The organism is Cryobacterium sp. AP23, from assembly GCF_054075385.1.
On the sequence record NZ_CM133415.1, the window covers coordinates 3,751,531 to 3,776,223 of the forward strand.

27 protein-coding genes are annotated in these 24,693 nt (G+C 70.9%); 18 read left to right on the forward strand and 9 right to left on the reverse strand.

Annotated features, from left to right (window positions below; all coding sequences use genetic code 11):
• Window positions 1-25 precede the first annotated feature (25 nt).
• The 5 genes from ACU5E9_RS17680 (at window position 26) to ACU5E9_RS17700 (ending at window position 5,838) form a co-directional block, all read left to right on the forward strand.
• Window positions 26-1,561, forward strand: coding sequence for an MmgE/PrpD family protein (locus ACU5E9_RS17680; protein WP_456811197.1), 1,536 nt, complete (start codon window positions 26-28; stop codon window positions 1,559-1,561).
• Window positions 1,561-2,469, forward strand: coding sequence for a methylisocitrate lyase (gene prpB / locus ACU5E9_RS17685; RefSeq protein WP_456811198.1), 909 nt, complete (start codon window positions 1,561-1,563; stop codon window positions 2,467-2,469). Before ACU5E9_RS17680 ends, prpB begins: the two co-directional genes overlap by 1 nt.
• Window positions 2,470-2,537: 68 nt before the next feature.
• On the forward strand, window positions 2,538-3,731 hold the full coding sequence (locus ACU5E9_RS17690; RefSeq protein ID WP_456811199.1) for a bifunctional 2-methylcitrate synthase/citrate synthase: 1,194 nt from the start codon (window positions 2,538-2,540) through the stop codon (window positions 3,729-3,731).
• Window positions 3,728-4,573, forward strand: a complete 846-nt coding sequence (locus ACU5E9_RS17695; RefSeq protein ID WP_456811200.1) for an NAD-dependent epimerase/dehydratase family protein — start codon at window positions 3,728-3,730, stop codon at window positions 4,571-4,573. Before ACU5E9_RS17690 ends, ACU5E9_RS17695 begins: the two co-directional genes overlap by 4 nt.
• A gap of 95 nt (window positions 4,574-4,668) precedes the next feature.
• On the forward strand, window positions 4,669-5,838 hold the full coding sequence (locus tag ACU5E9_RS17700; RefSeq protein WP_456811201.1) for an acyltransferase family protein: 1,170 nt from the start codon (window positions 4,669-4,671) through the stop codon (window positions 5,836-5,838).
• On the opposite strand, the gene ACU5E9_RS17705 is transcribed toward ACU5E9_RS17700, so the two are convergent.
• Window positions 5,835-6,398, reverse strand: a complete 564-nt coding sequence (locus tag ACU5E9_RS17705) for an MOSC domain-containing protein (RefSeq protein WP_456811202.1) — start codon at window positions 6,396-6,398, stop codon at window positions 5,835-5,837. The two genes, ACU5E9_RS17700 and ACU5E9_RS17705, sit on opposite strands and share 4 nt — an antisense overlap.
• A gap of 135 nt (window positions 6,399-6,533) precedes the next feature.
• A complete protein-coding gene (locus ACU5E9_RS17710; protein ID WP_456811203.1) occupies window positions 6,534-6,800 on the reverse strand; it encodes a hypothetical protein in 267 nt (88 codons plus the stop codon).
• A 100-nt stretch (window positions 6,801-6,900) separates the two neighbouring features.
• Here ACU5E9_RS17710 and ACU5E9_RS17715 point away from each other — a divergent pair, with 100 nt between their 5' ends.
• Genes ACU5E9_RS17715 through ACU5E9_RS17730 form a run of 4 tightly spaced genes read left to right on the forward strand, consistent with a single transcriptional unit; the run spans window position 6,901 to window position 9,497 of the window.
• On the forward strand, window positions 6,901-7,437 hold the full coding sequence (locus tag ACU5E9_RS17715; protein ID WP_456811204.1) for a phosphoribosyltransferase: 537 nt from the start codon (window positions 6,901-6,903) through the stop codon (window positions 7,435-7,437).
• Window positions 7,434-8,165 carry a Type 1 glutamine amidotransferase-like domain-containing protein gene (locus ACU5E9_RS17720; protein WP_456811205.1) on the forward strand — a complete coding sequence of 244 codons (732 nt, stop codon included), beginning with the start codon at window positions 7,434-7,436 and terminating at the stop codon, window positions 8,163-8,165. The genes ACU5E9_RS17715 and ACU5E9_RS17720 overlap by 4 nt, the downstream gene beginning before the upstream one ends.
• Window positions 8,166-8,169: 4 nt before the next feature.
• Complete coding sequence (locus tag ACU5E9_RS17725) at window positions 8,170-8,892, forward strand: uracil-DNA glycosylase (protein ID WP_456811206.1); 723 nt, start codon at window positions 8,170-8,172, stop codon at window positions 8,890-8,892.
• Between the two features lie 26 nt (window positions 8,893-8,918).
• Complete coding sequence (locus ACU5E9_RS17730) at window positions 8,919-9,497, forward strand: N-acetyltransferase family protein (RefSeq protein WP_456811207.1); 579 nt, start codon at window positions 8,919-8,921, stop codon at window positions 9,495-9,497.
• A 21-nt stretch (window positions 9,498-9,518) separates the two neighbouring features.
• Here the strand turns inward: ACU5E9_RS17730 and ACU5E9_RS17735 are convergent, their stop codons facing one another.
• Window positions 9,519-10,343, reverse strand: coding sequence for an SDR family NAD(P)-dependent oxidoreductase (locus tag ACU5E9_RS17735; protein WP_456811208.1), 825 nt, complete (start codon window positions 10,341-10,343; stop codon window positions 9,519-9,521).
• 169 nt (window positions 10,344-10,512) lie between these two features.
• Between ACU5E9_RS17735 and ACU5E9_RS17740 the strand changes: the two genes are divergently transcribed.
• From ACU5E9_RS17740 to ACU5E9_RS17760, 5 genes are all read left to right on the forward strand, one after another.
• A complete protein-coding gene (locus ACU5E9_RS17740; protein ID WP_456811209.1) occupies window positions 10,513-11,940 on the forward strand; it encodes an amidase in 1,428 nt (475 codons plus the stop codon).
• 50 nt (window positions 11,941-11,990) lie between these two features.
• Window positions 11,991-12,470 (forward strand): Fur family transcriptional regulator, encoded by a 480-nt coding sequence (locus ACU5E9_RS17745; RefSeq protein ID WP_456811210.1) that lies wholly within the window; start codon window positions 11,991-11,993, stop codon window positions 12,468-12,470.
• Window positions 12,471-12,515: 45 nt separating this feature from the next.
• Complete coding sequence (locus ACU5E9_RS17750) at window positions 12,516-14,021, forward strand: catalase (protein ID WP_456811211.1); 1,506 nt, start codon at window positions 12,516-12,518, stop codon at window positions 14,019-14,021.
• Window positions 14,022-14,158: 137 nt separating this feature from the next.
• On the forward strand, window positions 14,159-14,326 hold the full coding sequence (locus tag ACU5E9_RS17755; protein ID WP_456811212.1) for a hypothetical protein: 168 nt from the start codon (window positions 14,159-14,161) through the stop codon (window positions 14,324-14,326).
• A gap of 70 nt (window positions 14,327-14,396) precedes the next feature.
• Window positions 14,397-15,335 carry a siderophore-interacting protein gene (locus tag ACU5E9_RS17760; protein ID WP_456811213.1) on the forward strand — a complete coding sequence of 313 codons (939 nt, stop codon included), beginning with the start codon at window positions 14,397-14,399 and terminating at the stop codon, window positions 15,333-15,335.
• 132 nt (window positions 15,336-15,467) lie between these two features.
• Here the strand turns inward: ACU5E9_RS17760 and ACU5E9_RS17765 are convergent, their stop codons facing one another.
• The 6 genes from ACU5E9_RS17765 to ACU5E9_RS17790 all read right to left on the reverse strand — a co-directional run bounded on the left by ACU5E9_RS17765 (window position 15,468) and on the right by ACU5E9_RS17790 (window position 20,826).
• Entirely contained in the window at window positions 15,468-15,884 is a 417-nt protein-coding gene (locus tag ACU5E9_RS17765) for a Fe-S oxidoreductase (protein ID WP_456811214.1), read from the reverse strand.
• Complete coding sequence (locus tag ACU5E9_RS17770) at window positions 15,884-17,401, reverse strand: dihydrolipoyl dehydrogenase family protein (protein WP_456811215.1); 1,518 nt, start codon at window positions 17,399-17,401, stop codon at window positions 15,884-15,886. The genes ACU5E9_RS17765 and ACU5E9_RS17770 overlap by 1 nt, the downstream gene beginning before the upstream one ends.
• A gap of 188 nt (window positions 17,402-17,589) precedes the next feature.
• Window positions 17,590-18,378 (reverse strand): crotonase/enoyl-CoA hydratase family protein, encoded by a 789-nt coding sequence (locus tag ACU5E9_RS17775; protein ID WP_456811216.1) that lies wholly within the window; start codon window positions 18,376-18,378, stop codon window positions 17,590-17,592.
• A gap of 96 nt (window positions 18,379-18,474) precedes the next feature.
• Window positions 18,475-19,308, reverse strand: a complete 834-nt coding sequence (locus ACU5E9_RS17780) for an arginase family protein (RefSeq protein WP_456811217.1) — start codon at window positions 19,306-19,308, stop codon at window positions 18,475-18,477.
• Between the two features lie 57 nt (window positions 19,309-19,365).
• Entirely contained in the window at window positions 19,366-20,025 is a 660-nt protein-coding gene (locus tag ACU5E9_RS17785; RefSeq protein ID WP_456811218.1) for an NADPH-dependent F420 reductase, read from the reverse strand.
• Window positions 20,026-20,094: 69 nt separating this feature from the next.
• A complete protein-coding gene (locus ACU5E9_RS17790; RefSeq protein ID WP_456811219.1) occupies window positions 20,095-20,826 on the reverse strand; it encodes a PspA/IM30 family protein in 732 nt (243 codons plus the stop codon).
• A 159-nt stretch (window positions 20,827-20,985) separates the two neighbouring features.
• Between ACU5E9_RS17790 and ACU5E9_RS17795 the strand changes: the two genes are divergently transcribed.
• From ACU5E9_RS17795 to ACU5E9_RS17810, 4 genes are read left to right on the forward strand one after another with little or no spacing between them, the layout of a single operon-like run.
• The gene (locus ACU5E9_RS17795; RefSeq protein WP_456811220.1) at window positions 20,986-21,537 is read left to right on the forward strand and encodes an RBBP9/YdeN family alpha/beta hydrolase; all 552 of its coding nucleotides are present in this window, start codon (window positions 20,986-20,988) and stop codon (window positions 21,535-21,537) included.
• A complete protein-coding gene (locus tag ACU5E9_RS17800) occupies window positions 21,537-22,880 on the forward strand; it encodes a M20/M25/M40 family metallo-hydrolase (protein ID WP_456811221.1) in 1,344 nt (447 codons plus the stop codon). Before ACU5E9_RS17795 ends, ACU5E9_RS17800 begins: the two co-directional genes overlap by 1 nt.
• Window positions 22,877-23,395 (forward strand): GNAT family N-acetyltransferase, encoded by a 519-nt coding sequence (locus tag ACU5E9_RS17805; RefSeq protein ID WP_456811222.1) that lies wholly within the window; start codon window positions 22,877-22,879, stop codon window positions 23,393-23,395. The genes ACU5E9_RS17800 and ACU5E9_RS17805 overlap by 4 nt, the downstream gene beginning before the upstream one ends.
• Complete coding sequence (locus ACU5E9_RS17810) at window positions 23,392-24,501, forward strand: FAD-dependent oxidoreductase (RefSeq protein WP_456811223.1); 1,110 nt, start codon at window positions 23,392-23,394, stop codon at window positions 24,499-24,501. The genes ACU5E9_RS17805 and ACU5E9_RS17810 overlap by 4 nt, the downstream gene beginning before the upstream one ends.
• Window positions 24,502-24,693 lie beyond the last annotated feature (192 nt).

Below are 24,693 nucleotides of genomic sequence, written 5' to 3' on the forward strand. Positions count from 1 at the left end.
CGACCGACGACCGAAAGGACCACCCGTGCAGACCACCCACGTGCGCGTGCACCGAAGCGACGACAGCCCCGCCCGCACCGAGCAGCTGGCCTGGAAGATCGCCGCGTGCGCGGCCGACCCGGTCCCGGTCGACGACGACGTCACCGAGATGATCATCAACCGGGTGATCGACAACGCGGCCGTCGCCGCGGCGTCCCTGACCCGCGACCCCGTCGCGGCGGCGCGGTCGCAGGCGCTGGCGCATCCCCGCTCCACCGGCGGCACCGGCGCCACGGTCTTCGGCCCGGCCGGCGACGTGCGGGTCTCCCCGGAGTGGGCGGCCTGGGCCAACGGCGTCGCGGTGCGGGAGCTCGACTACCACGACACCTTCCTCGCCGCCGAGTACTCGCACCCCGGCGACAACATCCCGCCGCTGGTTGCCGTCGCCCAGCACCTCGCCGCCGCGCGCGGCCTCACCGGCGCCGAGCTGCTGCGCGGCATCAACACCGGCTACGAGGTGCAGATCGACCTGGCCCGCTCGATCAGCCTGCACAAGCACAAGATCGACCACGTCGCGCACCTCGGCCCGTCGGCCGCGGCCGGCATCGGCACCCTCCTGGGCCTGCCCCCTGAGACGATCTTCCAGGCCGTCGGCCAGGCCCTGCACACCACCACCGCCACCCGGCAGTCCCGCAAGGGCGAGATCTCCAGCTGGAAGGCGTTCGCGCCGGCCTTCGCCGGCAAGATGGCCGTGGAAGCCGTGGACCGGGCGATGCGCGGCCAGACCAGCCCCACCCCGATCTACGAGGGCGAGGACGGTGTCATCGCGTGGCTGCTCGACGGGCCGGATGCCGGCTACGACGTGGCGCTGCCGGCCGCCGGCGAGTCCAAGCGGTCGATCCTGGACAGCTTCACCAAGGAACACTCCGCCGAATACCAGGCCCAGGCACTCATCGACCTGGCCCGGAAGCTGCACCGCGAACACCCGGAGATCCTCACACCGGGCGCCATCCGCAGCATCGTCATCCACACCTCACACCACACCCACAACGTGATCGGCTCCGGCGCGAACGACCCGCAGAAGTACGACCCGCGGGCCAGCCGGGAAACCCTGGACCACTCCGTGCCGTACATCTTCACCGTCGCGCTGCAGGACGGCGCCTGGCACCACGTCGACTCCTACCTGCCCGAACGGGCCGGCCGGGCCGACACCGTGGCGCTGTGGAACACCGTCACCACCAGCGAAGACGCCGAATGGACCCGCCGCTACCACTCCAGCGACCCGGCCGAGAAGGCCTTCGGCGGCCGGGTGGAGATCGTCCTCGCCGACGGCGCCACCTTGGTCGATGAGCTGGCCGTCGCGGATGCGCATCCGCTCGGCGCCCGCCCCTTCGTGCGCGCCGACTACGTCACCAAGTTCCGGCTACTCGCCGCCGATGTCCTGGAGGCCTCCGAGATCGAGCGTTTCCTCGACCTCGCCCAGCGCCTGCCGGAGCTCACCGGCACCGAACTCGGCGCCCTCACCCTGGTGGCCCGGCCCGGCGCCCTCGACACCCTGCCCAGCCTGAACGGAATCTTCTGATGCTCTACTCCACGCTCACCCCCGCCGCCAAGCGCGAGCAGTTGCGCGCCGGCCTCGCCGGCGGCGGCCTGCTGCGCTTCCCCGGCGCGTTCAACCCGCTCAGCGCCAAGATGATCCAACAGAAGGGCTTCGAGGGCGTCTACATCTCGGGCGCCGTGCTCGCCGCCGACCTCGGCCTGCCCGACATCGGACTGACCACCCTCACCGAGGTGGCCGGCCGCAGCCAGCAGATCTCCCGCATGACCGACCTGCCCACCCTCGTCGACGCGGACACCGGCTTCGGCGAACCGATGAACGTGGCCCGCACCGTGCAGACCCTCGAGGATGCCGGCGTGGCCGGCTTGCACATCGAGGACCAGGTCAACCCGAAGCGCTGCGGGCACCTCGACGGCAAGCAGGTGGTCGACACCGACACCGCGCTCAAGCGCATCCGCGCCGCCGTCGACGCGCGCCGGGACCCGAACCTGCTCGTGATGGCCCGCACCGACATCCGCGCCGTCGACGGCCTGGCCGCGGCGATCGACCGGGCCAAGGCGCTGGTGGATGCCGGCGCCGACGCGATCTTCCCCGAGGCCATGGGCACCCTGGCCGAGTTCGAGGCGATCCGCTCGGCAGTGGACGTGCCGATCCTGGCCAACATGACCGAATTCGGCAAGAGCGAACTCTTCCGGGTGCAGCAGCTCGCCGACGTGGGCATCAACCTCGTCATCTTCCCCGTCTCGCTGCTGCGGCTTGCGATGGGCGCCGCCGAACGGGGCCTGGACACCATCGTGGCCGAGGGCACACTGACCGGTCGGTTGCCGGAGATGCAAACCCGCGCGGAACTCTATTCGCTGCTGGACTACGAGGCTTACAATCGCTTCGATTCGGGGATTTTCAACTTCACTCTGAGCGGTCACGAAGGCTAGCCCAGCACCACCACGGCACCACCACAGCACGACCAGCACGGCCGGATTTCAGGACGCAAAGGAGCGAAATGACCATCAATCAGCCCACCCCCACGACCGCGGAAACACCAGCGGCCGTCCCGGAGATCCACCGCGGCCTGGCCGGGGTGGTTGCCGACTCGACGGCCGTCTCCCGGGTCAACCCGGACTCCAACTCACTGCTCTACCGCGGCTACCCGGTGCAGGAGCTGGCCAAGCAGAAGAGCTTCGAAGAGGTCGCGTACCTGCTCTGGCACGGTGAACTGCCCGGCGACGCCGAGCTGGCCGAGTTCGAAGTCGCCGAACGTGCGCTCCGCCGCCTGGACCACTCGGTGCGCCGGGTGATCGACGAGATCCCCACCTCCGCCGACCCGATGGATGTGCTGCGCACGGCGGTGAGCGTGATCGGCGCCAACGACCTCACCACCCCCGACTCGTCGGTGGAGGCCAACCTGGCCAAGTCGCTGCGCCTGTTCGCCCAGCTGCCCGCCATCGTGGCGTACGACCAGCGCCGCCGGCACGGCCTCGAACTCGTCGAACCTCGGGACGACCTGGGCTACTCGGCGAACTTCCTCTACATGACCTTCGGGGAGGTGCCGGAACTCGAGGTGGTGGATGCGTTCGACGTGTCGATGATCATGTATGCCGAGCACTCCTTCAACGCGTCGACGTTCACCGCCCGGGTGATCACCTCCACCCTCTCCGACCTGTACTCCGCCGTGACCGGGGCCGTCGGCGCGCTCAAGGGCCCGCTGCACGGCGGCGCCAACGAGGCCGTGATGCACATCTTCAGTGAGATCGGCCTGGGCGAGGGGTCGGGGGAGCGCGCCGAACGCTGGCTCGACGACACCCTGTCGCACAAGCGCAAGGTGATGGGCTTCGGCCACCGGGTCTACAAGCACGGCGACTCCCGGGTGCCCACCATGCACGCGGCGCTGCTCACCCTGATCGACCACTACGACCGGCCCGACCTGCTCGAGCTGTACGAGGCGCTGGCCGCCGGCATGAACGCCCGCACCGGCATCCAACCGAACCTGGACTACCCGTCGGGCCCGGCGTACCACCTGATCGGGTTCGACACCGGCACCTTCACCCCAATCTTCGTCGCCGCCCGGGTGACCGGCTGGACGGCGCACATCATGGAGCAACTGGCCGCGAACGCACTGATTCGGCCGCTGTCGTACTACAACGGCACCCCGGAGCGGCACGTCGAACCCAGCGCGGAACCCATACTGGGAGGATGACTGTACTGATTGCCGGATGCGGCGACCTCGGCACCGAAGTGGGACTGCGACTGGCCGCGAGCGGCCTTCACGTGGTGGGCCTGCGCCGCCGGGCCGGGCTGCTCCCGGCCGGCATCGCCGGGCAATCCGTCGACCTCGCCACGGCGAAGCCGGCGGTGCCGCCGGACACCGACACCGTCATCGTGGCCATCGCCGCGGGCAACCCCGACCCCGAGGTCTACCGCGCCGCGTACGTGACCGGCCTGGGCAACCTGCTCGACGCCCTCGACGACGCCGGGGTCGCCCCACGCCGGTTCCTGATGGTGTCCTCCACCGCGGTCTACGACATCGACGACGGCAGCACGGTCGACGAAGAAACCCCGGCCACCCCCGGTCCCGGCACCGACTCGATCCTGTTGGAGGCGGAGGAGTTGCTGCGGAGCCGCATCCCCACCGCCGTGGTGCTGCGGTTGGGCGGCATCTACGGCCCCGGCCGGGAACGCCTGATCAGCCAGGTGCGCGAGGGGCGGGCGACCCTCGCCGCCCGCGCACGGCTCACGAACCGGATCCACCGCGACGACGCCGCCGCCATGATCGTGCACCTGATGCTGCGGGAGCCGGCCCCCGAGCCGCTCTACCTCGGCGTCGACTCGACGCCCGTGCCCGGCATCGAGGTGCTGGCCTTCCTGGCCGGGGAGCTGGGCCTGCCGGAGCCGGAGATCGTCGAGACCGGCAGCCGCCGCGGCGGAAACAAACGGATCAGCAACCGGCGCATCCTCGAGACCGGGTTCACCTTCAGCTACCCGGGCTACCGGGAGGGCTACCGCGCGGTGCTCGCCGGCACGGCCGTGCGGCACCCCTAGCCCGCCCCAACGCCGCTCTCCACAGACGTCCGAAACATCCGGGGGACAAGAAATCTGTCATTTGGGGGGCAAGACTCTGCCATGATCGATGAGAAATGAGAAACGCTACTGCTGCAGCCCGCCTAGATTTCGCGTTCGCAGACGGGCTGCGAGCGGTCGCGGCCCTCGGGGTCGCCCTCTTCCATACCTATGTCTTCACCGGCATGACCGGATCTACCCAGATCCTGCCGGACTTCCTGGCCGCGCTGCGCCTGGGCCAGTCAGCCGTTCCGATCTTCATCGTCTTGTCCGGGTTCGTGCTGATGCTGCCGGTCGCGAGACGGGATGACCTCCGGTTCCGCGGCGGCGCCGTGCAATACCTCAAGCGCCGGACTCGGCGTATCGTGCCGCCGTACTTCGCGGCCATGATCCTGTTCCTGCTCCTGATCTGGGCGATTCCCCTGCTGCAGCAACCGAGCGGCACGGTCTGGGACAGCAAGGTCCCGGTGACGCCGTGGGGGATCGTCTCCCACTTCCTGCTGCTGCACAACCTGTCCAGGGAAACGCTCTACCAAATCAACGGACCAGCCTGGTCGGTCGCCACCGAGTGGCAGATCTATTTCGCGATGGCTTTCCTCCTGCTCCCGGTGTGGCGACGTTTCGGCGGCGTGATCACCGTCGCCGTCGCTGTTGGCGTCGGTTGGGCAATCCACTTCGTGGTGCCGTCGGTGGACGGCGCGCATTTCTGGTTCCTCGGCCTGTTCGCGTTCGGCATGGCGGCAGCCCACCTGGTCGTCCGCGGCATCCGGATACCCCTTCTGGGCCCCGGCGTTGCCGTTCTCAGCATCATCTCGGTTGCGATGATCGTGTTCGCGAACCGCCTGGTGGTCAGCTACGACTGGCTGTCGGAGACAATCCTGGGCGTTGTCGTTGCGCTTGCCCTGGTCTGGCTCGCGCAGCGCAGCCTGGCCGGGTCGAAGACGCTCGCGCACCGCGTGCTCGAATCGAAGGTCCTCGTCTGGATCGGCACCTGGTCGTACAGCGCGTACCTCATCCACAGCCCGCTGCTCGGACTTGGGAACCTACTCCTGCTGCCGCTCGGCCTGCCCCTGTGGCTGCACTTCGTGGTGATGGTCGTCGTCGTCCTGCCGCTGGCGTTGACCTGCGCGTATGGGTTCCACCTGGTGGTCGAGCGTCGGTTCATGACCGGCCACCAGACCCGCGCCGCTGCGACGCCTGCGGTTTCGGAGCCACCCGTCGAGAAGATCGAAGCGACCGAGCGTTAGGTCTCCAGCCCCCGGGTCGCGAGTGGGATGCTGCTCTGCAGCCGGGCGGGCCCGAGCCGCAGCATCCCGTCGGTCAGGGGTTCGCAACGCATGCCGCCGCGGCCGCGCAGCGCCCGGTGGGCGCCGGGCGCGAGCACCACGTCCATCCAGGCGCACGGGTTCGCGGGCCGGTTGGCCAGGAACTCGACCGGCCCGTCGCCGCTGTCCAGCGAGAAAGTGGCGCCGCGCAGGGCGTCGACGTCCACCCCGCGCAGCAGGATGTTGCGACGGGTGGCGACGGGGTCCAGTGTCCGTGACAGCCCGAGGTCATCCGCGACCCGGTCGAGCACGTCGATGTTCATCACCGTGACCGACGCGTGCGCGTGCGCACGCTGGCCGAAATGCCGGTCACCGACGATGCCGCGGCCCTGCCGCAGCCGGATGCTCGGATGGCTCTCCTCGCCGACCACCGGAAGCGGCCCGTCCGCCGGGCGCCCCTCGTAGCGGTGCACGGCCGAGGCCAGCAGTAAGACGATCTCGACATCGGCGCCGAACGGCAGGGAGCTCACGAGGGGGGCCATTCCGCACGGCAGATTGCATAACTCCTGCAATTTACGAATCGGGCGGGCAGCGGATGCCGTAATTCCGCGGGAGGTTGCCGCGGCGACGAGATTCTGCAGGAGTTACGCATACGCAACGAGGTGGGGTGCGGCAGGCTAAGGGGCCATGCCGGCCTGGACGGGCACGTACTCCACGTTGTTGGTGGGGTGCACGGTCTTGGCCGGCGCGCGGGAGAAGCCCTTGGCGTCGAGGCGGTTCTCGGCACGGAACTCGGCCAGGGCCACGTCGTAGATCTCGTTGAGGCGGGCCCCGGTGTATTCGCCGCGGCTGCCGTCGGTGAAGACGATGGCGATGGGGGCCTTGGCGGGGAAGTGCCGGTTCATGCGGACGAAACCGTCGGCATCCTGCTGCAGTGTGATCATGTAGCCAGTCTTCCGCATCCGCCGCCGTCGGCGCAGCACTCACCGCACCCAGGGCCCTTCGTCCGTGCGCCGCGGGCGCGCGAGGTTCTACCATTGACAAATGCAACCCGATCAGCCCTCCGTAGCCCCCGCCACCGTCGACCCGCCTCGCGAGGTGCTGGAGTGGACCGAATTCGCCGATGCGTCCAGATCGCTGGCGACGACAGTGTTGGCGAGCGGCTTCCAGCCCGACGTCGTCATCGCCATCGCGCGCGGCGGACTGCTGCTGGCCGGGGCGATCTCCTACGCCCTCGGCACCAAGAACTGCGGCTCCATCAACGTGGAGTTCTACACCGGCATCGACGAGCGCCTGCCGGAGCCCGTCTTGTCCGGCCCGATGCTCGACGCCCCCGCGCTGGCCGGCAAGCGCGTGCTGCTGGTCGACGACGTCTCCGACTCCGGCCACACCCTGGCCCTCGTCGTCGGCATCCTCAAGGAATCGGCCGGTGAGGTGCGCTCGGCCACGCTGTACACCAAGCCACGCACCGTGCTCGTGCCCGATTTCACCTGGCGCGAGACCGACGGCTGGATCATCTTCCCCTGGTCGGCGCTGCCGCCCGTCACGGCCACCCCGCTGACCACGGCGGTGGACGCATGAGCATCCACCTCGTCGGCGGCGGCTGGGCCCTCGAAAACGACACCGAGAACGACGCCGCGGTCTACGGGCCGTTCCTGGCCGAAGCCACCCTCCGCGCCGGGGCCGCCGGGCGCACCGACCCGCGCATCGCGATCATCGTTGTGCGCGACGGCGACGGCGGCGACCACGCCGCCCAGCTCGTGGCGGCGCTCGAATCCGCCGGCCCGCTCGAACCCGTCATCACGGTGCTCGCGCCCGACGGCCTGGCCACCCTGTTGGCGGTGGCGGATGCCGACGGCATCGTCATCGGCGGCGGCCTCACCCCCGCCTACCTCACCGCCGTCGCCCCGATCGCCGGGGAGGTCCGCCGCCAGGTGGCCGCCGGCATCCCGTACCTCGGCTACTCCGCCGGCGCCATGATCGCCGCCGAACGGGCCCTGCTGGGCGGCTGGCGCATCGGCGGCGTGCCGGTGAGCCCGCAGGACGCCAGCGAGGACCTCGACGAGATCACCATCGAGGACGGCATCGGCCTGCTCGACGTGACCGTCGACGTGCACGTCGCCCAGTGGGGCACCCTCTCCCGCATGGTCGCGGCCACCGAGGCCGGCCTCATCCGCGGCGGCCTGGCCGTGGACGAGGGCACCGTGCTGATCGTGGGCCAGGGAACCCTCGGCGTCGCCGGCGCCGGCAGTGTCTGGACCGTGAGCGAGTCGGAGGGCGGGGTGCTGGTGAGCACCTTCGGCGCCTAGCCGGATGCCGCACGACTCGCCGGCCGCTCCGGCGCTGATCGACCCCGGCTGGGCGCGGGCCTTCGGCCTGCCCGGCGCGGGGTCGGCCCCGGTCGACGTCAGCGCGCTCGCCCCCTTCGCCGCGCCGCTCGCGTTCGCGCGGGCGGATGCCGCGGCGGGCGAGCAGGTGCTGCCGGCTGATGAGGACATCCTGCGCGCCTTCCGCCAGCCGTTCGACGACGTGCGGGTGCTGATCGTGGGGCAGGACCCGTATCCCACCCCCGGGCATCCGGTGGGGCTGGCGTTCTCGGTCGCCGGCGACGTGCGCCCGGTGCCGAGGAGCCTCGGCAACATCTTCACCGAGTTGCGGGACGACCTCGGCCTTCCGGCGCCGGTCTCCGGCGACCTGACCCCGTGGACCCGGCACGGTGTGCTGCTGCTCAACCGGGTGCTGACCGTGCGGGCGGGCGCGGCCGGGTCGCACCGGCGGCACGGCTGGGAGGCCGTGACCGAGCAGGCCATCCGGGCCCTGGCCGCCCGCGGCACCCCGCTGGTCGCGATCCTCTGGGGCCGGGATGCCGAGAACCTCGCGCCGTGGCTGGCGGACACCCCGACGATCGTCTCCGCGCATCCCAGCCCACTGTCGGCCCGGCGCGGCTTCTTCGGCTCCCGGCCGTTCAGCCGGGCCAACGCCCTGCTGGCCGGGCAGGGTGCGGAACCCGTCGACTGGTCGCCGACGGTATTCTGAGAAGCAATGTGGAGAGGACCCATCCGGTGCTAGAAGAGGAATACCAGCAGCGACGACGGTTGCCGCGACACCTGGCCCCGGCCGAGGTGCCCGAGGCGCCGTTCGAGTACACGATGCGGGATGCGTTGGTCACCGACCTGCCCGACATTCGTGAGATCTACAACTACTACGTGGCCAACAGCACCGTCACCTTCGACGAGGACGCCATGACCCTGGCCGAGTGGCGGGACAAGTTCTACTACCTGTCCAAGCTCGGGATGCCGTTCATCGTGGCCGAGTCGCCCGCCGGGCAGCTGCTCGGCTACGCCCTGGTGAGCCCGTGGAAGCAGAAGAAGGCCTACCGGTTCACGGTTGAGAACTCGATCTACCTGGGCGCGGCATCCACCGGCAAAGGCCTCGGCCGGGCGTTGCTGACCGAGCTGATCGACCGGTCGAAGGCGGCCGGGCTCAAGGAGATCATCGCCGTGATCGCCGACCAGGGCGCCGAGGCGTCGATCAAGCTGCACCAGGACTTCGGCTTCGAAGAGATCGGCCGGATGGGCAAGGTCGGCTTCAAGTTCGAACGCTGGCTCGGCACCGTGCTGCTGCAGAAGAGCCTCAAGTAAGCCGCAGACCCGGCGACCGGCTCAGCGCCGCGACAGCCGCCCGGTCACGCTCACCACGGCCCGCCGCGGCGCCGAACCGGCCAGCCAGGCCGTGATCCGGTTCTGGGTGCCCGCGACAACGTGCGGGGGAGTGCGGGGCGCATCCAGCGCGGCGAAGGCCGTCTGCATGACCTCGTCGACGCTCATCAGCCGACGCGGACCGCCCGTCGACCGCCGGGCGACGGCGTAGAACTCGGTCTCGGTGGGACCGGGGCAGAGTGCGGTGACCTTGAGTCCGGTGGCCCTGGTCTCGTACCAGAGCGCTTCGGTGAGGCTGAGCACGTAGGCCTTGGCGGCGGCGTAGACCGCCAGCCGCGGCACCGGCTGGAACGCCGCCGTGCTGGCCAGGTTCACCAGCGCCGCGCCGTGCGGATGCGCGAGCGCGGCGGACTGCAGACCGGGCAGCAGGGCGTGGGAGAGATCGGTCAGCGCCGCCACGTTCACGGCGACCTGGTCGTGCACCCGGTCGGCCGGCGCATCCACCAGGGTGCCGAAGTGGCCGAAGCCGGCGTTGTTGATCAGGGTGGCCACCCGGATGTCGCGCTCGGTGAGGTCCCGCACCAGTTCGGCGACGGCGCCCGGGTCGGCCAGGTCGAGCGGGATCACCGTCGACACGGTGCCGTACTTCTCCGCCAGGTCCACCGCGAGGGCCTCGAGCCGGTCGAGCCGACGGGCCGTGAGCACGAGATCGGCGCCGCGGCGGGCGAGCTCATGGGCGAACCCCACGCCGAGCCCGCTGGATGCTCCGGTGATCAGGGCCGTGGTGCCCATCGGGTCGTACGGCGCGGCAACGTTGGTGCGGGTCATTCTTCGAGGCTACCCGGGCAGGCCTGCCCCTCGCCAGCATCCGCCCCGCCCGCCGCTAACTGTTCCCTGTGCGGACAAATGGTCCCGGTGCGCCGGGACCATTTGTCCGGAGCGGGAACAGTTTGGGCGGGAGGGCGGGCAGGCCGGCGCGCGTGGCTAGGCTCGGGGGATGGCCGACCTTTTCGAATTGACCGCGCTCGAGCAGTGGCGCTCGCTGCAGCGCGGCGACATCAGCCCCACCGACCTCACCGAGCACTACCTGGCCCGGATCGACCGGCTGAACCCCGGGCTCGGCGCCTTCGTCACCGTCACGGCGGACAACGCGCGGGCCCGGGCCCGATTCGTGGAAACCGAGCTGCCCAAGACCGCACCACTATGGGGCCTGCCGTTCGGCGACAAGGACCTGCAGCTGCGCGCCGGCGTGCCCGCCCGGCTGGGCTCCCGCCTGATGCAGGACAACGTGCCCGAAACCAGCGACCTGCTCGTGCAGGCCCTCGACACCGCCGGCGGCATCAGCCTGGGCAAGACCAGCACCCCCGAATTCGGCCTCCCCTCCTACACCGAACCCGTCGCCGGCCCGGCCGCGCGCAACCCCTGGAATCCCGGGCTGGGCGCCGGCGGCTCCAGCGGCGGCGCGGCCGTGGCGGTGGCCGCCCGGATGCTGCCGTTCGCGCCCGGCAGCGACGGTGGCGGCTCCGTGCGCATACCCGCCGCCGCCTGCGGCCTCGTCGGGGTGAAGCCGTCCCGCGGCCGGATCCCCGCGGCGAGCGGGCTCGACGTGCCGGGCGGCCTGCCGGTGGCCGGCCCGCTGGCCCGCACCGTGGCGGATGCCGCCCTGCTGCTGGACGCCATGATCGCGCCGGGCGGTGGCCGGCCGGAGCATCCGTTCGCCGTGCGCGCGCCCGGGGGAGACGAGCAGCTGCTCGGCGCCGCCATCCGCGGGGAGGGTCGCTACCAGCTGGGGGTCATGACCACCTCGGCCTGGGACGACGCCTACGAGATCACCCTGGCACCGGAGGCGCTCGCCGCGCTCGACACCGCCGTGGACGGCTTCAGCACGATGGGCCACGGCATCGAGCAGACCGCCCTCGAACCCGACCCGACCTACGCGCCCGCCTTCCGGTCCCTCTGGCAGCTCAGCGCCGCCCGGATCCCGGCGGAGACGCCGGAACAGGAGGCCCTGCTCGAACCGCTCACCAGGTGGCTGCTGCACCGCGGCCGCGAGCTGACCGGCCGGCAGGTCGCCGAGGCGCTGTCGGCGCTGGCCGCCTACGAGCGCACATTCATCCGCCAACTGGCCCGCTTCGACGCCGTGCTCACCCCCGCGCTGGCGCTCACCCCGCGCCCGGTCGGCTGGTACGACGCCGACGACGGCGAACGCAACTTCGCCCAGCAGGTGGAGTACACCCCGTTCACCTCGATGGTGAACGTCACCGGACTGCCCGCCATCACCCTGCCCGTCGCCCAGACCGCCGAGGGGCTGCCGATGGGCGTCCAGCTGATCGGCCGGCCCGGCGGCGAGGCCACCCTGCTGGCGCTCGGCGCGCAGCTGGAGCGGAAGCTGCGCTGGCAGGACCGGGTGCCGCCGGGCCTGTGAAACGGCGTGTCTTGTTTTGAGTCATTCAAAACAACTGCTAGCGTGAAGGCATGCACATTGACGGAACGGCCGAGACGGCACTGCACGCCGTCGCCGACCATGCCGCCGAAATCCGGGCAGCCGGCCTGAAGGTCACCGCGCCCCGCCTGGCCGTGTTGCAGGGCCTCGCCGCCTCACCGCACGCGACCGCGGACCAGCTCTACGACTCCGTCAGCGCCACCCTGACCGGCACCTCGCTGCAGGCCGTCTACGGTGTGCTCTCCGCGTTCACCACGGCCGGCCTCGTGCGCCGGATCGAACCGGCCGGCTCCGCCGCGCTGTTCGAGCGCCGGGTGGGGGACAACCACCACCACATCGTCTGCACCCGCTGCCAGAGCGTGCGCGACGTCGAGTGTGTCACCGGCGAGGCGCCGTGCCTCACGCCCTCCGACACTGCCGGCTTCGTCGTGCAGACCGCCGAGGTCACCTTCTGGGGCCTCTGCCCCGACTGCCAGGCCGAACTGGCCGTGGCAACCCGCGACATCTACTGACTTCTGAACGACTCGAACGACCAGCACACGACACGAAGGAGCACCATGACGACACTGCCCCCCACTACCACCCAGACCGGCACCCCGGTCCCGAGCGATGAGCACTCCCTCACTGCCGGCGCCGACGGCGTCACCGCCCTGCACGACCGTTACCTGGTCGAGAAGCTCGCCCAGTTCAACCGCGAGCGCATCCCGGAACGCATCGTGCACGCCAAGGGCGGCGGGGCGCACGGCGTCTTCGAGGTCACCGGCGACGTCTCCGCGTACACCCGCGCGTCCCTGTTCCAGCCCGGCGCCCGCACCGACACGCTGCAGCGCTTCTCCAGCGTCGCCGGCGAGCAGGGCAGCCCCGACACCTGGCGCGACGTGCGCGGCTTCTCGGTGAAGTTCTACACCCAGGAGGGCAACTACGACATCGTCGGAAACAACACCCCGGTGTTCTTCATCCGCGACGGCATCAAGTTCCCCGACTTCATCCACTCGCAGAAGCGCCTGCCCGGCTCCGGCCTCCGCGACGCCGACATGCAGTGGGACTTCTGGACCCTCTCGCCCGAGTCCGCGCACCAGGTGACCTACCTGATGGGCGACCGCGGCCTGCCGCGCTCCTGGCGCACCATGCCCGGCTTCGGCTCGCACACCTACCAGTGGATCAACGCCGCCGGTGAGCGCTTCTGGGTGAAGTACCACTTCACGTCCAACCAGGGCAACATCGAGATGGAAGGCGCCGAGGCCGAGCTCATCGCCGGAGCCGACGCCGACTACTACCGCCGCGACCTCTTCGAGGCCATCGACGCCGGCGACTTCCCGTCCTGGGACGTGCACGTGCAGGTCATGCCGTACGAAGAGGGCAAGACCTACCGGTTCAACCCGTTCGACGTCACCAAGGTCTGGCCGCACGCCGACTTCCCGCTGATCAAGGTGGGCACCCACACCCTCAACCGCAACCCGGGCAACTTCTTCGCCGAGATCGAGCAGGCCGCGTTCTCGCCGGCCAACCTGGTTCCCGGCATCGCTGCCAGCCCCGACAAGATGCTGATGGCGCGCATCTTCTCCTACCCGGATGCGCAGCGCTACCGCGTGGGCACCAACTACAACCAGCTGCCGGTGAACGCCCCGGTCGCTCCGGTGCACAACTACTCGCAGGATGGTGCCGCCCGGTACACGTTCAACGACCCGAGCGCCCCGGTCTACGCGCCGAACTCGCTCGGTGGACCCGTCGCCGACGAGGCCCTCGCCGGCGACGGCACCTGGGAGAGCGACGGTGCGCTCGTGCGGAGCGCCGCCACCCTGCGCTCCGAGGACAGCGACTTCGGCCAGGCCGGCACCCTCTACCGCGACGTCTTCGACGACGCGGCCAAGGCCCGCTTCCTCGAGACCATCACCGGCGCCGTCGGCGGCGTCACCCGCCCCGAGGTCAAGGAACGCGCCATCCAGTACTGGACGAACGTGGACGCCACCCTCGGTGCAAGCCTCCGGCTGAACCTGGCCGACGGCAGTGCGGAGGCCACCTTGTCAAACGTGGCCGCCGAGCCCGTTGGCTTAGGGGGGTAACACAGAACCACCCGCACCACCCACACAACCTGGGATCGCGGGGCTGGCACCGGCCGGCCGCGCGCTTCCCGCACCACCACCAGGCACGCGTCCAATGAAGCTCTGCGTCGAACCAGCACCACCCCGACAGGAGCATCATGAATTCCTACATCAGCACCCCCGCCACCCGCACCGACCGCACCGATGAGGCCGCCGGCTACGTCAGCACCGGCCAGGCCCCCGCCATCCCCACCGGCTACATCAGCCCGGCCACGCGCCGCGGCGCCGGCAGCTACGTCGCCAGCGAATGGGTCACCGCCGCGTAACGCTGGCCAGGAGTCGCCGCCGGGGGAATTGCTCGGGTGCGGCTAAGGTTAGGCATGCCATACTAAGGGCATGCTTACATCGACAGTCGCTCCCGAGCAGGCCCCCGCACGTGTGCGGGCGCCGCGCCCCAGCTACCGCCCGTTCGCCGTCTCGGTCGCCCGGGTGCAACGACTGTCCGAGAACTTCACCCGGGTCACCTTCACCGGCCCCGACCTGCACAAGTTCGGCACCGCCGGCCTCGATCAGCGCATCAAGATCGTGCTGCCGCTGCCCGGCGTCGGCGTCTCCTCCTTCCCGCAGCACGACTCCTGGTACGAGGCCTGGCGCGACCTGCCCGACGACCGGCGGAACCCCATCCGCACCTACACCGTGCGCCACGCCCGCCCCGAGCACCGTGAGGTCGACATCGACTTCGTCACCCACGGCGACGCCGGCCCCGCGTCGCGCTGGGTGCGCGCCGCGATCGTCGGCGACGAGGTCGCCATCGTCGGCCCCCTCGCTGACGGCGACAACCCCGCCGTCGGCATCGAATGGGCCCCCGGCAACGCCAACACCGTGCTGATCGCCGGCGACGAGACCGCCGCCCCGGCGATCTGCGCCATCCTCTCCGCCCTGCCCCGCGATTCCCGGGGCTGCGCCTACATCGAGGTGCCCGAGTCCGGCGACGCCCACGAGACGAACGCGCCGGCCGGCGTCACCGTCACCTGGCTGCCGCGCAACGGCGCCAGCCACGGCTCCGCCCTCGAAACTGCAGTGAAGAGCTGGACCGCCCGCTTCATCACCGCCCACCACTCCGGCACGGTGCTCCCCGACATCGACGTCGACGAGACCATCCTCTGGGAGGTGCCCGACGGGTCGGCCCTCGACGGCGAGCTCTACGCCTGGCTGGCCGGCGAGGCCAGCGTGATCAAGCGGCTGCGCCGGTTCCTTGTCTCCGAGGTCGGCATCGACCGCCGCCAGGTGGCCTTCATGGGCTACTGGCGCGACGGCCGCGCCGAGCACGCCTAGGCCTCCGCCTTCACGACCGCACACACCGTCTTCACCCGCAGCACTGCATCCGCATTGCTGGCGGCCTCGGAGTTCGGGTTGCCCTGCGTGGTCGGGCCGGAGCCGAAGGCGGGCGCGGCCCGGCCGGCTGCCTCAGTCCTGGTCTGAGCGGACCGCCCGGACGGAGCGCACCGGACGGACCGGCCGGCGGCGGCGGAGGTAGCCGCCCTTCTCCAGGCCGGCCTCGATCTCGAACCGGTTCTTCAGCGGGTCACGGCCGGCGATGAAGTACAGCAGCGGGAACAGCATGCCGTAACGCTGCCACTGAACCTTGTGCACGGCCTCGTGCTCGAGCACATCCGCCGTGACGTTCTGGTTGGTGAGGTAGACGGCGCCGACGCAGGAGCCGCCGCGGCCGAACGACCAGGCGGGCAGGCCGCGGAAGACGACCAGGCCGCCCCGCCGTTCGACCCGGCCGGTGCTCCAGATCGCCCCCCAGATCAGGCCGACGGCGGTGGCGTACAGGTAGCCGGCCCGGCTGATGGGGGAGTCGATCAGCAGCCGGCGCATCAGAAGCCCCGGTCGGTTTCGGCCGGCGGCCGGCCGTAGGTCTCGAGCAGTCGCAGCCAGACCTCGCTGAGGGTGGGGTAGCTCGGCACCGCGTGCCAGAGCCGGCTGATCGGCACCTCGCCCACCACGGCGATGGTGGCAGCGTGCAGCAGCTCGCCCACGCCGGCGCCCACGAACGTGACCCCGATCAGCACCTCGGTGTCGAGGTCGACGATGGCGCGGGCCTTGCCGGTGTAGCCGTCGGCCAGCACGCTCGCGCCGGCCACGCCGCTGAGGTCGTAGTCGAGCACCCGGATGCGGAAGCCGGCCTTCGCGGCCGCGGCGGCGGTGAGCCCGACCGAGGCGACCTCGGGGTCGGTGAACGTGACCTGCGGCACGGCGGCGTGGTCTGCGGTGGCGACGTGGGTGCCCCACGGGGCGTCGTCGACGACGGCGCCGGCCGCGCGGGCGGCGATGACGTCGCCGGCGGCGCGCGCCTGGTACTTGCCCTGGTGGGTGAGCAGCGCCCGGTGGTTCACGTCGCCCGCGGCGTACAGCCAGTCGCCGGCCAGCGCGGCGGAGTCGCCCGTGACGAGGAGGGTGTCGTCGACGTCGACCCAGTCGCCGGGGGTGAGGCCCACGGTTTCCAGGCCGAGGTCCTGGCTGCGCGGGCTGCGGCCGGTGGCCACGAGCACCTCGTCGGCGGTGACCGTGCGGCCGTCGGCGAGCACCAGGGCCATCTGCCCGGTCTCGGTGCGCCGGGCCGCGGTGGGGCTGGCGTCGGTGAGCACGATGACACCGGCCTCGGCGAGGGCGGCGCCGACCAGCTCGCCGGCGAAGGGTTCCTGGTCGCGTAGCAGCGAGCTGCGCACGAGCAGCGTCACGTCCACGCCCAGCGACCGGTAGGCGGCGGCCATCTCCACGGCCACGACCCCGCCGCCGATGACGGCGAGGTGGCCGGGCAGGTCGGTCACCGCGGTGGCGTCCCGGCTGGTCCACGGCGAGACGCCGGCCAGGCCGTTGATGTCGGGCAGCAGGGCGTCGGAGCCGGTGCTCAGGACCACTGCGTGGTTCGCGGTGACGACGACCGGGCCATCCGCCGTGTCGACGGTGACCTGGCGCACCCCGCTGAGCCGGGCGTGGCCGCGCAGCAGGTCGATGCCGGCGGAGTCGAGCCAGTCGACCTGGCTGTCGTCCTTCCAGTCGTGGGTGAACTCGGTGCGGCGCTTGAGCACGGCCGCCACGTCGAGCTGCCCGGTGACGGCCTCGGCGGCGCCGGCCACCCGGCGGGCGGCGGCCAGGGCGGCGCCGCTGCGGAGCAGCACCTTGGAGGGCATGCAGGCCCAGTACGAGCACTCGCCGCCGACGAGCTCGGACTCCACGATGAGGGTGCTCAGGCCGCCCTGCACGGTGCGATCGGCTACGTTCTCGCCGACGGGCCCGGCCCCGATGACGATGACGTCATAACTGCGAGGTTCGGGGCCGGCAGTGCCGGATGTCGAGGGCTGGGTGCTGGAGGCAGTGGTCGCGTCGCTCATCGTGGCAGCCTACCCACCCCTCCCGGGAAGAAACCAGAGCGCCCCGCGCGTTGCTCGGCCGTCGGTGTGCGTAACTCCTGCAGAATTCAGCGGCCGCGGTGCGGATCCGCATGGTTCCGGCATCCGCTGCCCGGTCGGCAGAGGAATTGCAGGAGTTATGCAGCTCAGTGGCCTGGGCGGGATGGCTGTCAGCGGCCCTGGAACTCGGCGGGCTGGCGGGAGAGGAACGCCTCCATGCCGATTCGGGCATCCGTGGAGGCGGCCAAGCGGGCCAGGGCAGGCTGCAGCTCGGCCTCGGCGGCAGCGGCGCCGTCACGGAGGGCACTGCGGGCGCTGGCCAGGGTGGCCTGCACGGCCAGCGGCGCCTGGGCGGCGATGCGTTCGGCGAGTTCGATCGCGCGGTGCAACTCCCGACCGGCCGGCACGATCTCCTGCACCAGCCCCATCCGATAGGCCTCCCTGGCGTCGAACAGGTCGCCGGTGAGCAGCCAGCGCATCGCGTTGCCCCAGCCGGCGGCCCGGGGGAAGCGGATGGTGGCGCCGCCGAACGGCAGGATGCCCCGGCTCACCTCGATCTGGCCGAACCGGGTCGACTCGGCGGCGACGACGATGTCGCTGGCCAGCATCAGCTCGATGCCCAAGGTGAGGCAGGTGCCCTGCACCGCCATCACCACGGGCTTGGACAGCGCGGTGCCCTCCACCTGCCAGGGGTTGATGCCACCCTCCGGCACGATGTCCAGCCCGTCCGGGCCGAGGCGCGGGCCGACATCGGCGAGGTCGAGCCCGGCGGTGAAGTGCTCGCCGATCGCGTGCACCACGCCCACCCGCAGGTCGGGGTCGCGCTCCAGCTCCCCGTACGCCAGCGCGAGCTGCTGCAGCATGGCGAAGTCGGCGGCGTTGCGCTTCTCCGGCCGATTGAGCCCGATCAGGAACAGGTGTCCCCGTCGTTCGGTCACGACGCGTGGTTCATCCGTCACGGTGATCTCCTTCGATCGTTCGGGTCCCGCGAGCCGTGAGAAAGGCACCCGAAAACGCGAGTTTTCGGGGCCCGGCTCACGGCGCGCAGGGAGGGGTTAGCGGGTGAGCGCGCCGATGATGCGCAGGATGCTCGGCAGGTCGTCGTTCGCGGCCTCGGGGGAGGACGGCGCGAAGCCGGCGATGGTGGCGCCGGCGAGGGTGAACTCGGCGCGGAGGGCCACGATCGCGGCGGTGAGGCCCTCAACGGCCAGGCCGAACGGGTAGATGTTCGACAGGCCGACGATGGTCGCCGGGTCGAGCACGTCCAGGTCGATGTGCAGGTAGATGTAGGCGGCGCCGGTGCGCTTCACCGCGGCGACGAGGGCGTCGGGGGTGCCGAAGTTCTCCACCGGGACCAGCGGGATGGCCTGTTCGGTGATGAAGACATCCTCGGCCGGGTCGATGTCGCGCACGCCGGCCAGCACCACCTTGTCCGCGGCGATGCGGGCATCCGGGTCGAGCGCGAGCCCGTCGACGCCCTCGCCGAGGATGGCGCGCAGCACCATGCCACCGAACCCGCCGGACTGGGAGGACTCGTTGGTGTGCAGGTCGGGATGCGCGTCGAACCAGACCAGGGCGATGTCGCCCGGGTGCCGGCGGGAGGCGTGCTCGACCGCGCCGAACGAGACCCCGCAGTCGCCGCCGATGGTGAGCACCGGCTCGGTGCTGGTGCGCAGCACGGTCAACTGCCGGTCGCGCACGGTCAGCAGCGACGAGAACCGGTGGATGCCGGTGTCGAGCGCGTCGCCGGCCTCGGCCGGCACGTCGACGGGATACGTCACCGAGAAGGGCAGGTCGCCCCTGATCGCCTCCGCCCCGTCGACGAGGCGCATCGCGCGCGGTGAAACAGAACCTTGCCACTGCGGCACGACCACGTAGTTGGGGGACACCCCATCAGTATGCTCCCGCGGCCCCGTCCGGCGCATCCGCCAGTTCGTGGGTCGGCGTTAAACCGCTTCGGGCATGTCGCGGTAGCGGATGGCGGCGCTAACCGCTTCGCGCAGCTCGAACGCGTCCAGGCGCGGGCCGTAGCCCGGGGTGTCACGCTGGATGCGCCATCCCTCGTTCAGCGGGCCGAGGTCCACGGTGTCGAAACCGAAGTCGTCCAGCAGCGCAGTGACGGTCTCGCGGGCCTCCGGGTCGTTGCCGGCAATGACGAGGGCGCGGCGGTCCTCGGTGCCGGCGGGCAGGCCATCCGTGGTGAGGTCGGCGGCATAGATGTGGTTGAACGCCTTCACGACCCGGGAGTCCGGCAGCAGGGCCTGCAGCAGCTCGGCGGTGGTCGTGGTCTCCTCGTCGAGGGCGACGATGGCACCGTCGCGCTGCGGGTAGTAATTGTTGGTGTCGATCACGGTCTTGCCGGCCAGCTCGGCCAGCGGCAGGGTGTCGATCTGGTGCAGCGGAATCGTGACGATGACCAGGTCACCGGCGGCGGCGGTCTCGGCCGGGAGGGCGGCGCGGGCGCGCGGCCCCAACTCGTCGATCAGCCCCTCGAGGGTGGCCGGGCCGCGGGAATTGCTCACCACGACGTCGTATCCGTTGGCCACGCCGAGGCGGGCGAGCTGGCTGCCGATGTTACCTGCACCGATGATTCCGAGAGTAGTCATGGGGGTGACACTACAGAACGGCCCCGGGATCTTCCCGAGGCCGTTCCGAATGGTGCTGGTGGGGCGGTGTTACTGCTCGATCGAGGAGGGCGTGCCGGACTTCAGCGCGGCGAGACGGGCATCCACCTCGGTGAGTTCACCCAGGTCGTCGAGGCTCTCGAACTGTGCGTCGAGGCTGGATGCGGCGAGCTCGCTGGCGCCGCGGACCTTCGCCTCTTCGCGACGGATTTTGTCCTCGAACCGGCTGACCTCGCTGGTCGGGTCCATCATGTCGATGCTCTTCACGGCGTCCATCACCTGCGACTGCGCGGCCGCGGTCTTGGACCGGGCGATGAGCTCGCTGCGCTTGGAGGTGAGCTGGCCGAGCTTGGTCTTCATCGTGTTCAGGCCGGTCTTGAGCTGCTCCACGACGGCGGTCTGGCTCATGATCTGCGGTTCGGCGTCCTTCGCCTCCTTCTCGGACTGCAGCTGACGGCCGAGGGCCACCTTGGCGAGATTGTCGAACTTGTCGGCGTCGACGGCGTTGCCGCTCGTGCGCAGTTCGTCGGCCTTGCGGCTGGCGGCGAGGGCCTTCCGGCCCCACTCGCCGGCGGCCTGCACGTCTTCGCGGTGGTCGTCTTCGAGCATCCGCAGGTTGCCGATGGTCTCGGCGATCGCGCTCTCGGCGTCGGCGATGCTGTTGGTGAAGTCCCGCACCATCTGGTCGAGCATCTTCTCGGGGTCTTCCGCAGAGTCCAGCAGGGCGTTGATGTTCGCCCTGGTGAGCTGGGCGATGCGGCCGAAGATCGACTGCTTGGTCATGTGAGTGTCCTTTCGAAGGGGTGTCAACGCTAAGAAACTACCGCGTTCACCTCCACATGTGCCTGTGTGACTTCCAGTCCGGCCGGGATCGATATTCGACGGATAGTGTGTGTTCACACGCCGAAACGCCCAGCCGAACAACTGTCGAGGATCATCACCATGCCGACCCCCCTGAGCCTGACGATCGTGCCGGGCATCAACGACTCCAACGAGAAGCACTGGCAGACCCGCTGGCAGGCAACGCAGTCGGATGCCGTGCGCATCCGCCCGGACTCGTGGGACGAGCCCGACCTGGAGAACTGGATCACCGCCGTCGACGCGGCCGTGGGCTCGCCGGACACCATCATCGTGGCGCACAGCCTGGGTTGCCTGGCCGCCGCGACCTGGTTGGCCCGGAACCCCGGCCGGGTGCGCGGCGCCCTGCTGGTGGCCCCGCCCGACCGGTTCGGCGCGGGCTTCCCGGAGGCCGCCCCGACGTTCCGTGCCGCGGAGCCTGCCGTGCTGGGCGTGCCGGCGCTCGTGGTCGCCAGCGCGAACGACCCGTACTGCCCGCTCGGCACCGCCCGGGCCCTGGCGGGTGCGTGGGGCGCCGGCTTCGTCGAGGTCGGCAGCGCCGGACACATCAACGCCGCCAGCAACCTCGGCGCCTGGCCGGCCGGCCGCGCGATCCTCGACGACTTCGCCCAGAGCCTGGCGGGGGCGGTGCGCTGATGACCGACCCGGATGTGCTCACCCGCCAGACCGTGGACCTCCTGCGCGACCTCATCCGCAACGCCTGCGTGAACGACGGCACCCCCGACTCCGGCGGTGAGATCCGCAGCGTCCGCACTCTGGAGGGCTTCTTCGCCGGCTCCGGGCTGGAAATCGAGGTGGTGGAACCCCACCCGGGCCGCGCGTCGCTGATCGCGCGCATCCGCGGCACCGATCCGGCCGCGCCGTCGCTGGCGCCGTCGCTGGCGCTGGTCGGCCACATCGACGTCGTGCCGGTGGACCGGGACGGCTGGAGCCGGGACCCGTTCGGCGCCGAACTCGTCGACGGCGAGATCTGGGGCCGCGGCGCCCTGGACATGCTCTACCTCACCGCCAGCTACGCCGTCGTGATCCGCGACCTCGCCACCGGCCCGTTCCGGCCGCGCGGCGACCTGATCTTCGCGGCGGTCGCCGACGAGGAAAGCGGCAGCGTCTGGGGTGTCGGCTGGCTCACCGAGCACCGGCTCGACCTGATCGACGCCGACTTCGTGCTCACCGAATCCGGCGGGGCTCCCGTCGGCGTGCGCCCGTCGATCACCACCACGGTGGGGGAGAAGGGCATCGCCGGCCGGCGCCTGGTGGTGCACGGCACCCCCGGGCACGGCTCCGCCCCGTGGGGTGCCCGCAACGCCGCCGTGACCGCGGCGGAGGCCGTGGTGCGGCTGGCCCGCTTCGAGGCGCCGGTGCAGATCACCGACGACTGGCGGCACTACGTGTCGGTGCTCGGCCTGCCCGCCGAGCTGTCCGCCCGACTGGTCGACCCGAACCGCATCGACGGCGCCGTGCACGAACTGGGCAGCCTGGCCGGGTTCGCGCACGCCTCCAGCCACACCACCATCTCGCCCAACATCGTGCGCGCCGGTGAGAAGCAGAACGTCATCCCGTCCCTGGCCACCGTCGAACTGGACATCCGGGTGCTGCCCGGAGTCGACGCCGTCGACGTCGACGGCTACCTCCGCCACGCGCTGGGTGAGCTGATGGTGGACATCGACATCGTCGGCGTCAACTTCGAGGCCGCCACCCGCTCACCCGTGGACACCCCACTGTTCGCCGCGCTCAGTTCGGCCGTGGCCCGCGCCTACCCCAACGCCGACCTGCTGCCGGTGCTCAGCGTCGGCGGGTCCGACGCCCGGTTCTACCGCCGCCGCGGCATCCCCGCCTACGGGTTCGGCCTGCTCAGCCCACGCTGGGACTACGGCACGTTCCGGATGCTCTTCCACGGCAACGACGAACGCATCGACGTCGACTCGATCGCTCTCACCGTCGCCGCCCTGGACTTCACCGTGCGGGAGGTCCTCGGATGAGCGCCCGCCCGGAAACCGTCGAGATCCTCACCGTCGACTGGGCCGACCCCCGTGCCGTCGCGCTGCGCGCAGCGATGGATGAGGAAATCATGCCGCGCTACGCGGACCGGTTCGACACGGACAGTTCCGGTGCCGATGCTGCTGCCGAGGACGCGGCCGTCCGCGCCGCAGCGTTCGCCATCGACCCGGACACCATGGTGGTCACCCTCATCGCCACGGTCGACGGGGTGCCCGCCGCGCACGCCGCCCTGCGCATGCTCGGTTCGGAATACGAGCTCAAGCGGCTGGTGACCCTGGCCGAGCACCGCGGCCGTGGCCTCAGCAAGGCGCTCGTCAAGGCCGTCGAGGATGCCGCCGCCGCCCGTGGTGCCCGCCGGCTGATCCTGCAGACCGGCGACCGCCAGCCCGAGGCGGTGCGCCTCTATGAACACCTCGGCTACCAGCCCATCCCGATCTACCCGCCGTACGAGGCGATCTGGTTCTCCCGGTGCTATGAACGGGTGCTGACCGCATGACCACCCGCGTCGACACCCTGGTCATCGGCGGCGGCGCCATGGGTTCGGCGGCCGCCTGGGAGCTCTCTCGCCGGGGCCGCGAGGTGACCCTGCTCGAACGCTTCGCGCCCGGCCACACCCACGGCGCCTCGCACGGGGCCTCCCGCAACTTCAACCTCAGCTACTCCGACCCCACCTACGTGGCGATGCTCGTCGAGGCGCTGCGGCTGTGGCGCGAACTCGAGGACGAGACCGACACCCGGCTGCTCGACCAGGTGGGCCTGGTCAACCATGGCCAGGGCCAGCCGTTCGCCGCGGTGCACGCCGCCCTCGACGGGGTCGGGTTCGACCCGGAGTTGCTCTCGGTGGCAGCGGCTGAGGAGCGGTGGCCGGGGATCCGCTTCGACACCGAGGTGCTGTACACACCGGAGGCCGGCCGGCTGAACGCGAACGCCTCGGTCGCGGCGCTGCAGCAGGCCGCGGCCGGGCACGGCGCGCGGATCGAGCACGAGATGCCCGCCACCCGCCTCACCGTTCTGGACGACGACAGGGTGCTCGTGGACACCTCCACCGAGCAGTTCGAGGCCCGCCGCGTCATCGTCACCCTCGGCGCCTGGACCAACTCGCTGGTCGGCTCCCTGCTGCCACTGCCGAAACTGGTGGTCACACAGGAGCAGCCCGCGCACTTCGCCGCCCGCGACACCAGCTTCGTCTGGCCCGGCTTCAACCACGGCTACCGGCCGGGCACGCCCGGCTACGAGTATTGGCGCTCACCGGTCTACGGCATGCACACCCCGGGGGAGGGCATCAAGGCCGGCTGGCACGGGGTGGGCCCGGTCGTCGACCCCGACCGTCGCGATTACGTCTCGGAGCCGGAGCAGCTCCTGGCCCTCCGCCGCTACGCCCGCGAATGGCTGCCCGGCGCCGACCCCGACGACTTCACCGAGATCAGCTGCACCTACACAACCACCCCGGATTCCAACTTCGTGCTGGACCGGCGCGGCCCGGTGATCGTCGGCGCGGGCTTCTCCGGCCACGGCTTCAAGTTCACGCCCACCGTCGGCCGGATCCTCGCCGACCTTACCGTCGACATCCCCGCCCCGCCCCTCTTCGCCCTCGGCAGGTAGCGCCCGGCGCGAGTTGCCACTTCGCGCCCCCTCCGTGCCCCGCGATGGGCGCCAACTGCCATCTCACCCCCGGGCGCGCACCTGAGTTGCCACTTGATGCCCTTTCCCGGGCGCGCAATGGGCTCCAACTGGCAACTCACCTGCGGCCAGCATCGCGAGAGGGCAGTTGAGGTCGGTCCTTGGGCCCCACAC

Bases quoted from the DNA above. Each gene is read 5' to 3' on its own strand.
- prpB (WP_456811198.1), top strand. From the start codon at position 1,561: ATGCTCTACTCCACGCTCACCCCCGCCGCCAAGCGCGAGCAGTTGCGC.
- ACU5E9_RS17690 (WP_456811199.1), top strand. From the start codon at position 2,538: ATGACCATCAATCAGCCCACCCCCACGACCGCGGAAACACCAGCGGCC.
- ACU5E9_RS17695 (WP_456811200.1), top strand. From the start codon at position 3,728: ATGACTGTACTGATTGCCGGATGCGGCGACCTCGGCACCGAAGTGGGA.
- ACU5E9_RS17700 (WP_456811201.1), top strand. From the start codon at position 4,669: ATGAGAAACGCTACTGCTGCAGCCCGCCTAGATTTCGCGTTCGCAGAC.
- ACU5E9_RS17705 (WP_456811202.1), bottom strand. From the start codon at position 6,398: ATGGCCCCCCTCGTGAGCTCCCTGCCGTTCGGCGCCGATGTCGAGATC.
- ACU5E9_RS17710 (WP_456811203.1), bottom strand. From the start codon at position 6,800: ATGATCACACTGCAGCAGGATGCCGACGGTTTCGTCCGCATGAACCGG.
- ACU5E9_RS17715 (WP_456811204.1), top strand. From the start codon at position 6,901: ATGCAACCCGATCAGCCCTCCGTAGCCCCCGCCACCGTCGACCCGCCT.
- ACU5E9_RS17720 (WP_456811205.1), top strand. From the start codon at position 7,434: ATGAGCATCCACCTCGTCGGCGGCGGCTGGGCCCTCGAAAACGACACC.
- ACU5E9_RS17725 (WP_456811206.1), top strand. From the start codon at position 8,170: ATGCCGCACGACTCGCCGGCCGCTCCGGCGCTGATCGACCCCGGCTGG.
- ACU5E9_RS17735 (WP_456811208.1), bottom strand. From the start codon at position 10,343: ATGACCCGCACCAACGTTGCCGCGCCGTACGACCCGATGGGCACCACG.
- ACU5E9_RS17740 (WP_456811209.1), top strand. From the start codon at position 10,513: ATGGCCGACCTTTTCGAATTGACCGCGCTCGAGCAGTGGCGCTCGCTG.
- ACU5E9_RS17745 (WP_456811210.1), top strand. From the start codon at position 11,991: ATGCACATTGACGGAACGGCCGAGACGGCACTGCACGCCGTCGCCGAC.
- ACU5E9_RS17750 (WP_456811211.1), top strand. From the start codon at position 12,516: ATGACGACACTGCCCCCCACTACCACCCAGACCGGCACCCCGGTCCCG.
- ACU5E9_RS17755 (WP_456811212.1), top strand. From the start codon at position 14,159: ATGAATTCCTACATCAGCACCCCCGCCACCCGCACCGACCGCACCGAT.
- ACU5E9_RS17760 (WP_456811213.1), top strand. From the start codon at position 14,397: ATGCTTACATCGACAGTCGCTCCCGAGCAGGCCCCCGCACGTGTGCGG.
- ACU5E9_RS17765 (WP_456811214.1), bottom strand. From the start codon at position 15,884: ATGCGCCGGCTGCTGATCGACTCCCCCATCAGCCGGGCCGGCTACCTG.
- ACU5E9_RS17770 (WP_456811215.1), bottom strand. From the start codon at position 17,401: ATGAGCGACGCGACCACTGCCTCCAGCACCCAGCCCTCGACATCCGGC.
- ACU5E9_RS17785 (WP_456811218.1), bottom strand. From the start codon at position 20,025: ATGACTACTCTCGGAATCATCGGTGCAGGTAACATCGGCAGCCAGCTC.
- ACU5E9_RS17790 (WP_456811219.1), bottom strand. From the start codon at position 20,826: ATGACCAAGCAGTCGATCTTCGGCCGCATCGCCCAGCTCACCAGGGCG.
- ACU5E9_RS17795 (WP_456811220.1), top strand. From the start codon at position 20,986: ATGCCGACCCCCCTGAGCCTGACGATCGTGCCGGGCATCAACGACTCC.
- ACU5E9_RS17800 (WP_456811221.1), top strand. From the start codon at position 21,537: ATGACCGACCCGGATGTGCTCACCCGCCAGACCGTGGACCTCCTGCGC.
- ACU5E9_RS17805 (WP_456811222.1), top strand. From the start codon at position 22,877: ATGAGCGCCCGCCCGGAAACCGTCGAGATCCTCACCGTCGACTGGGCC.
- ACU5E9_RS17810 (WP_456811223.1), top strand. From the start codon at position 23,392: ATGACCACCCGCGTCGACACCCTGGTCATCGGCGGCGGCGCCATGGGT.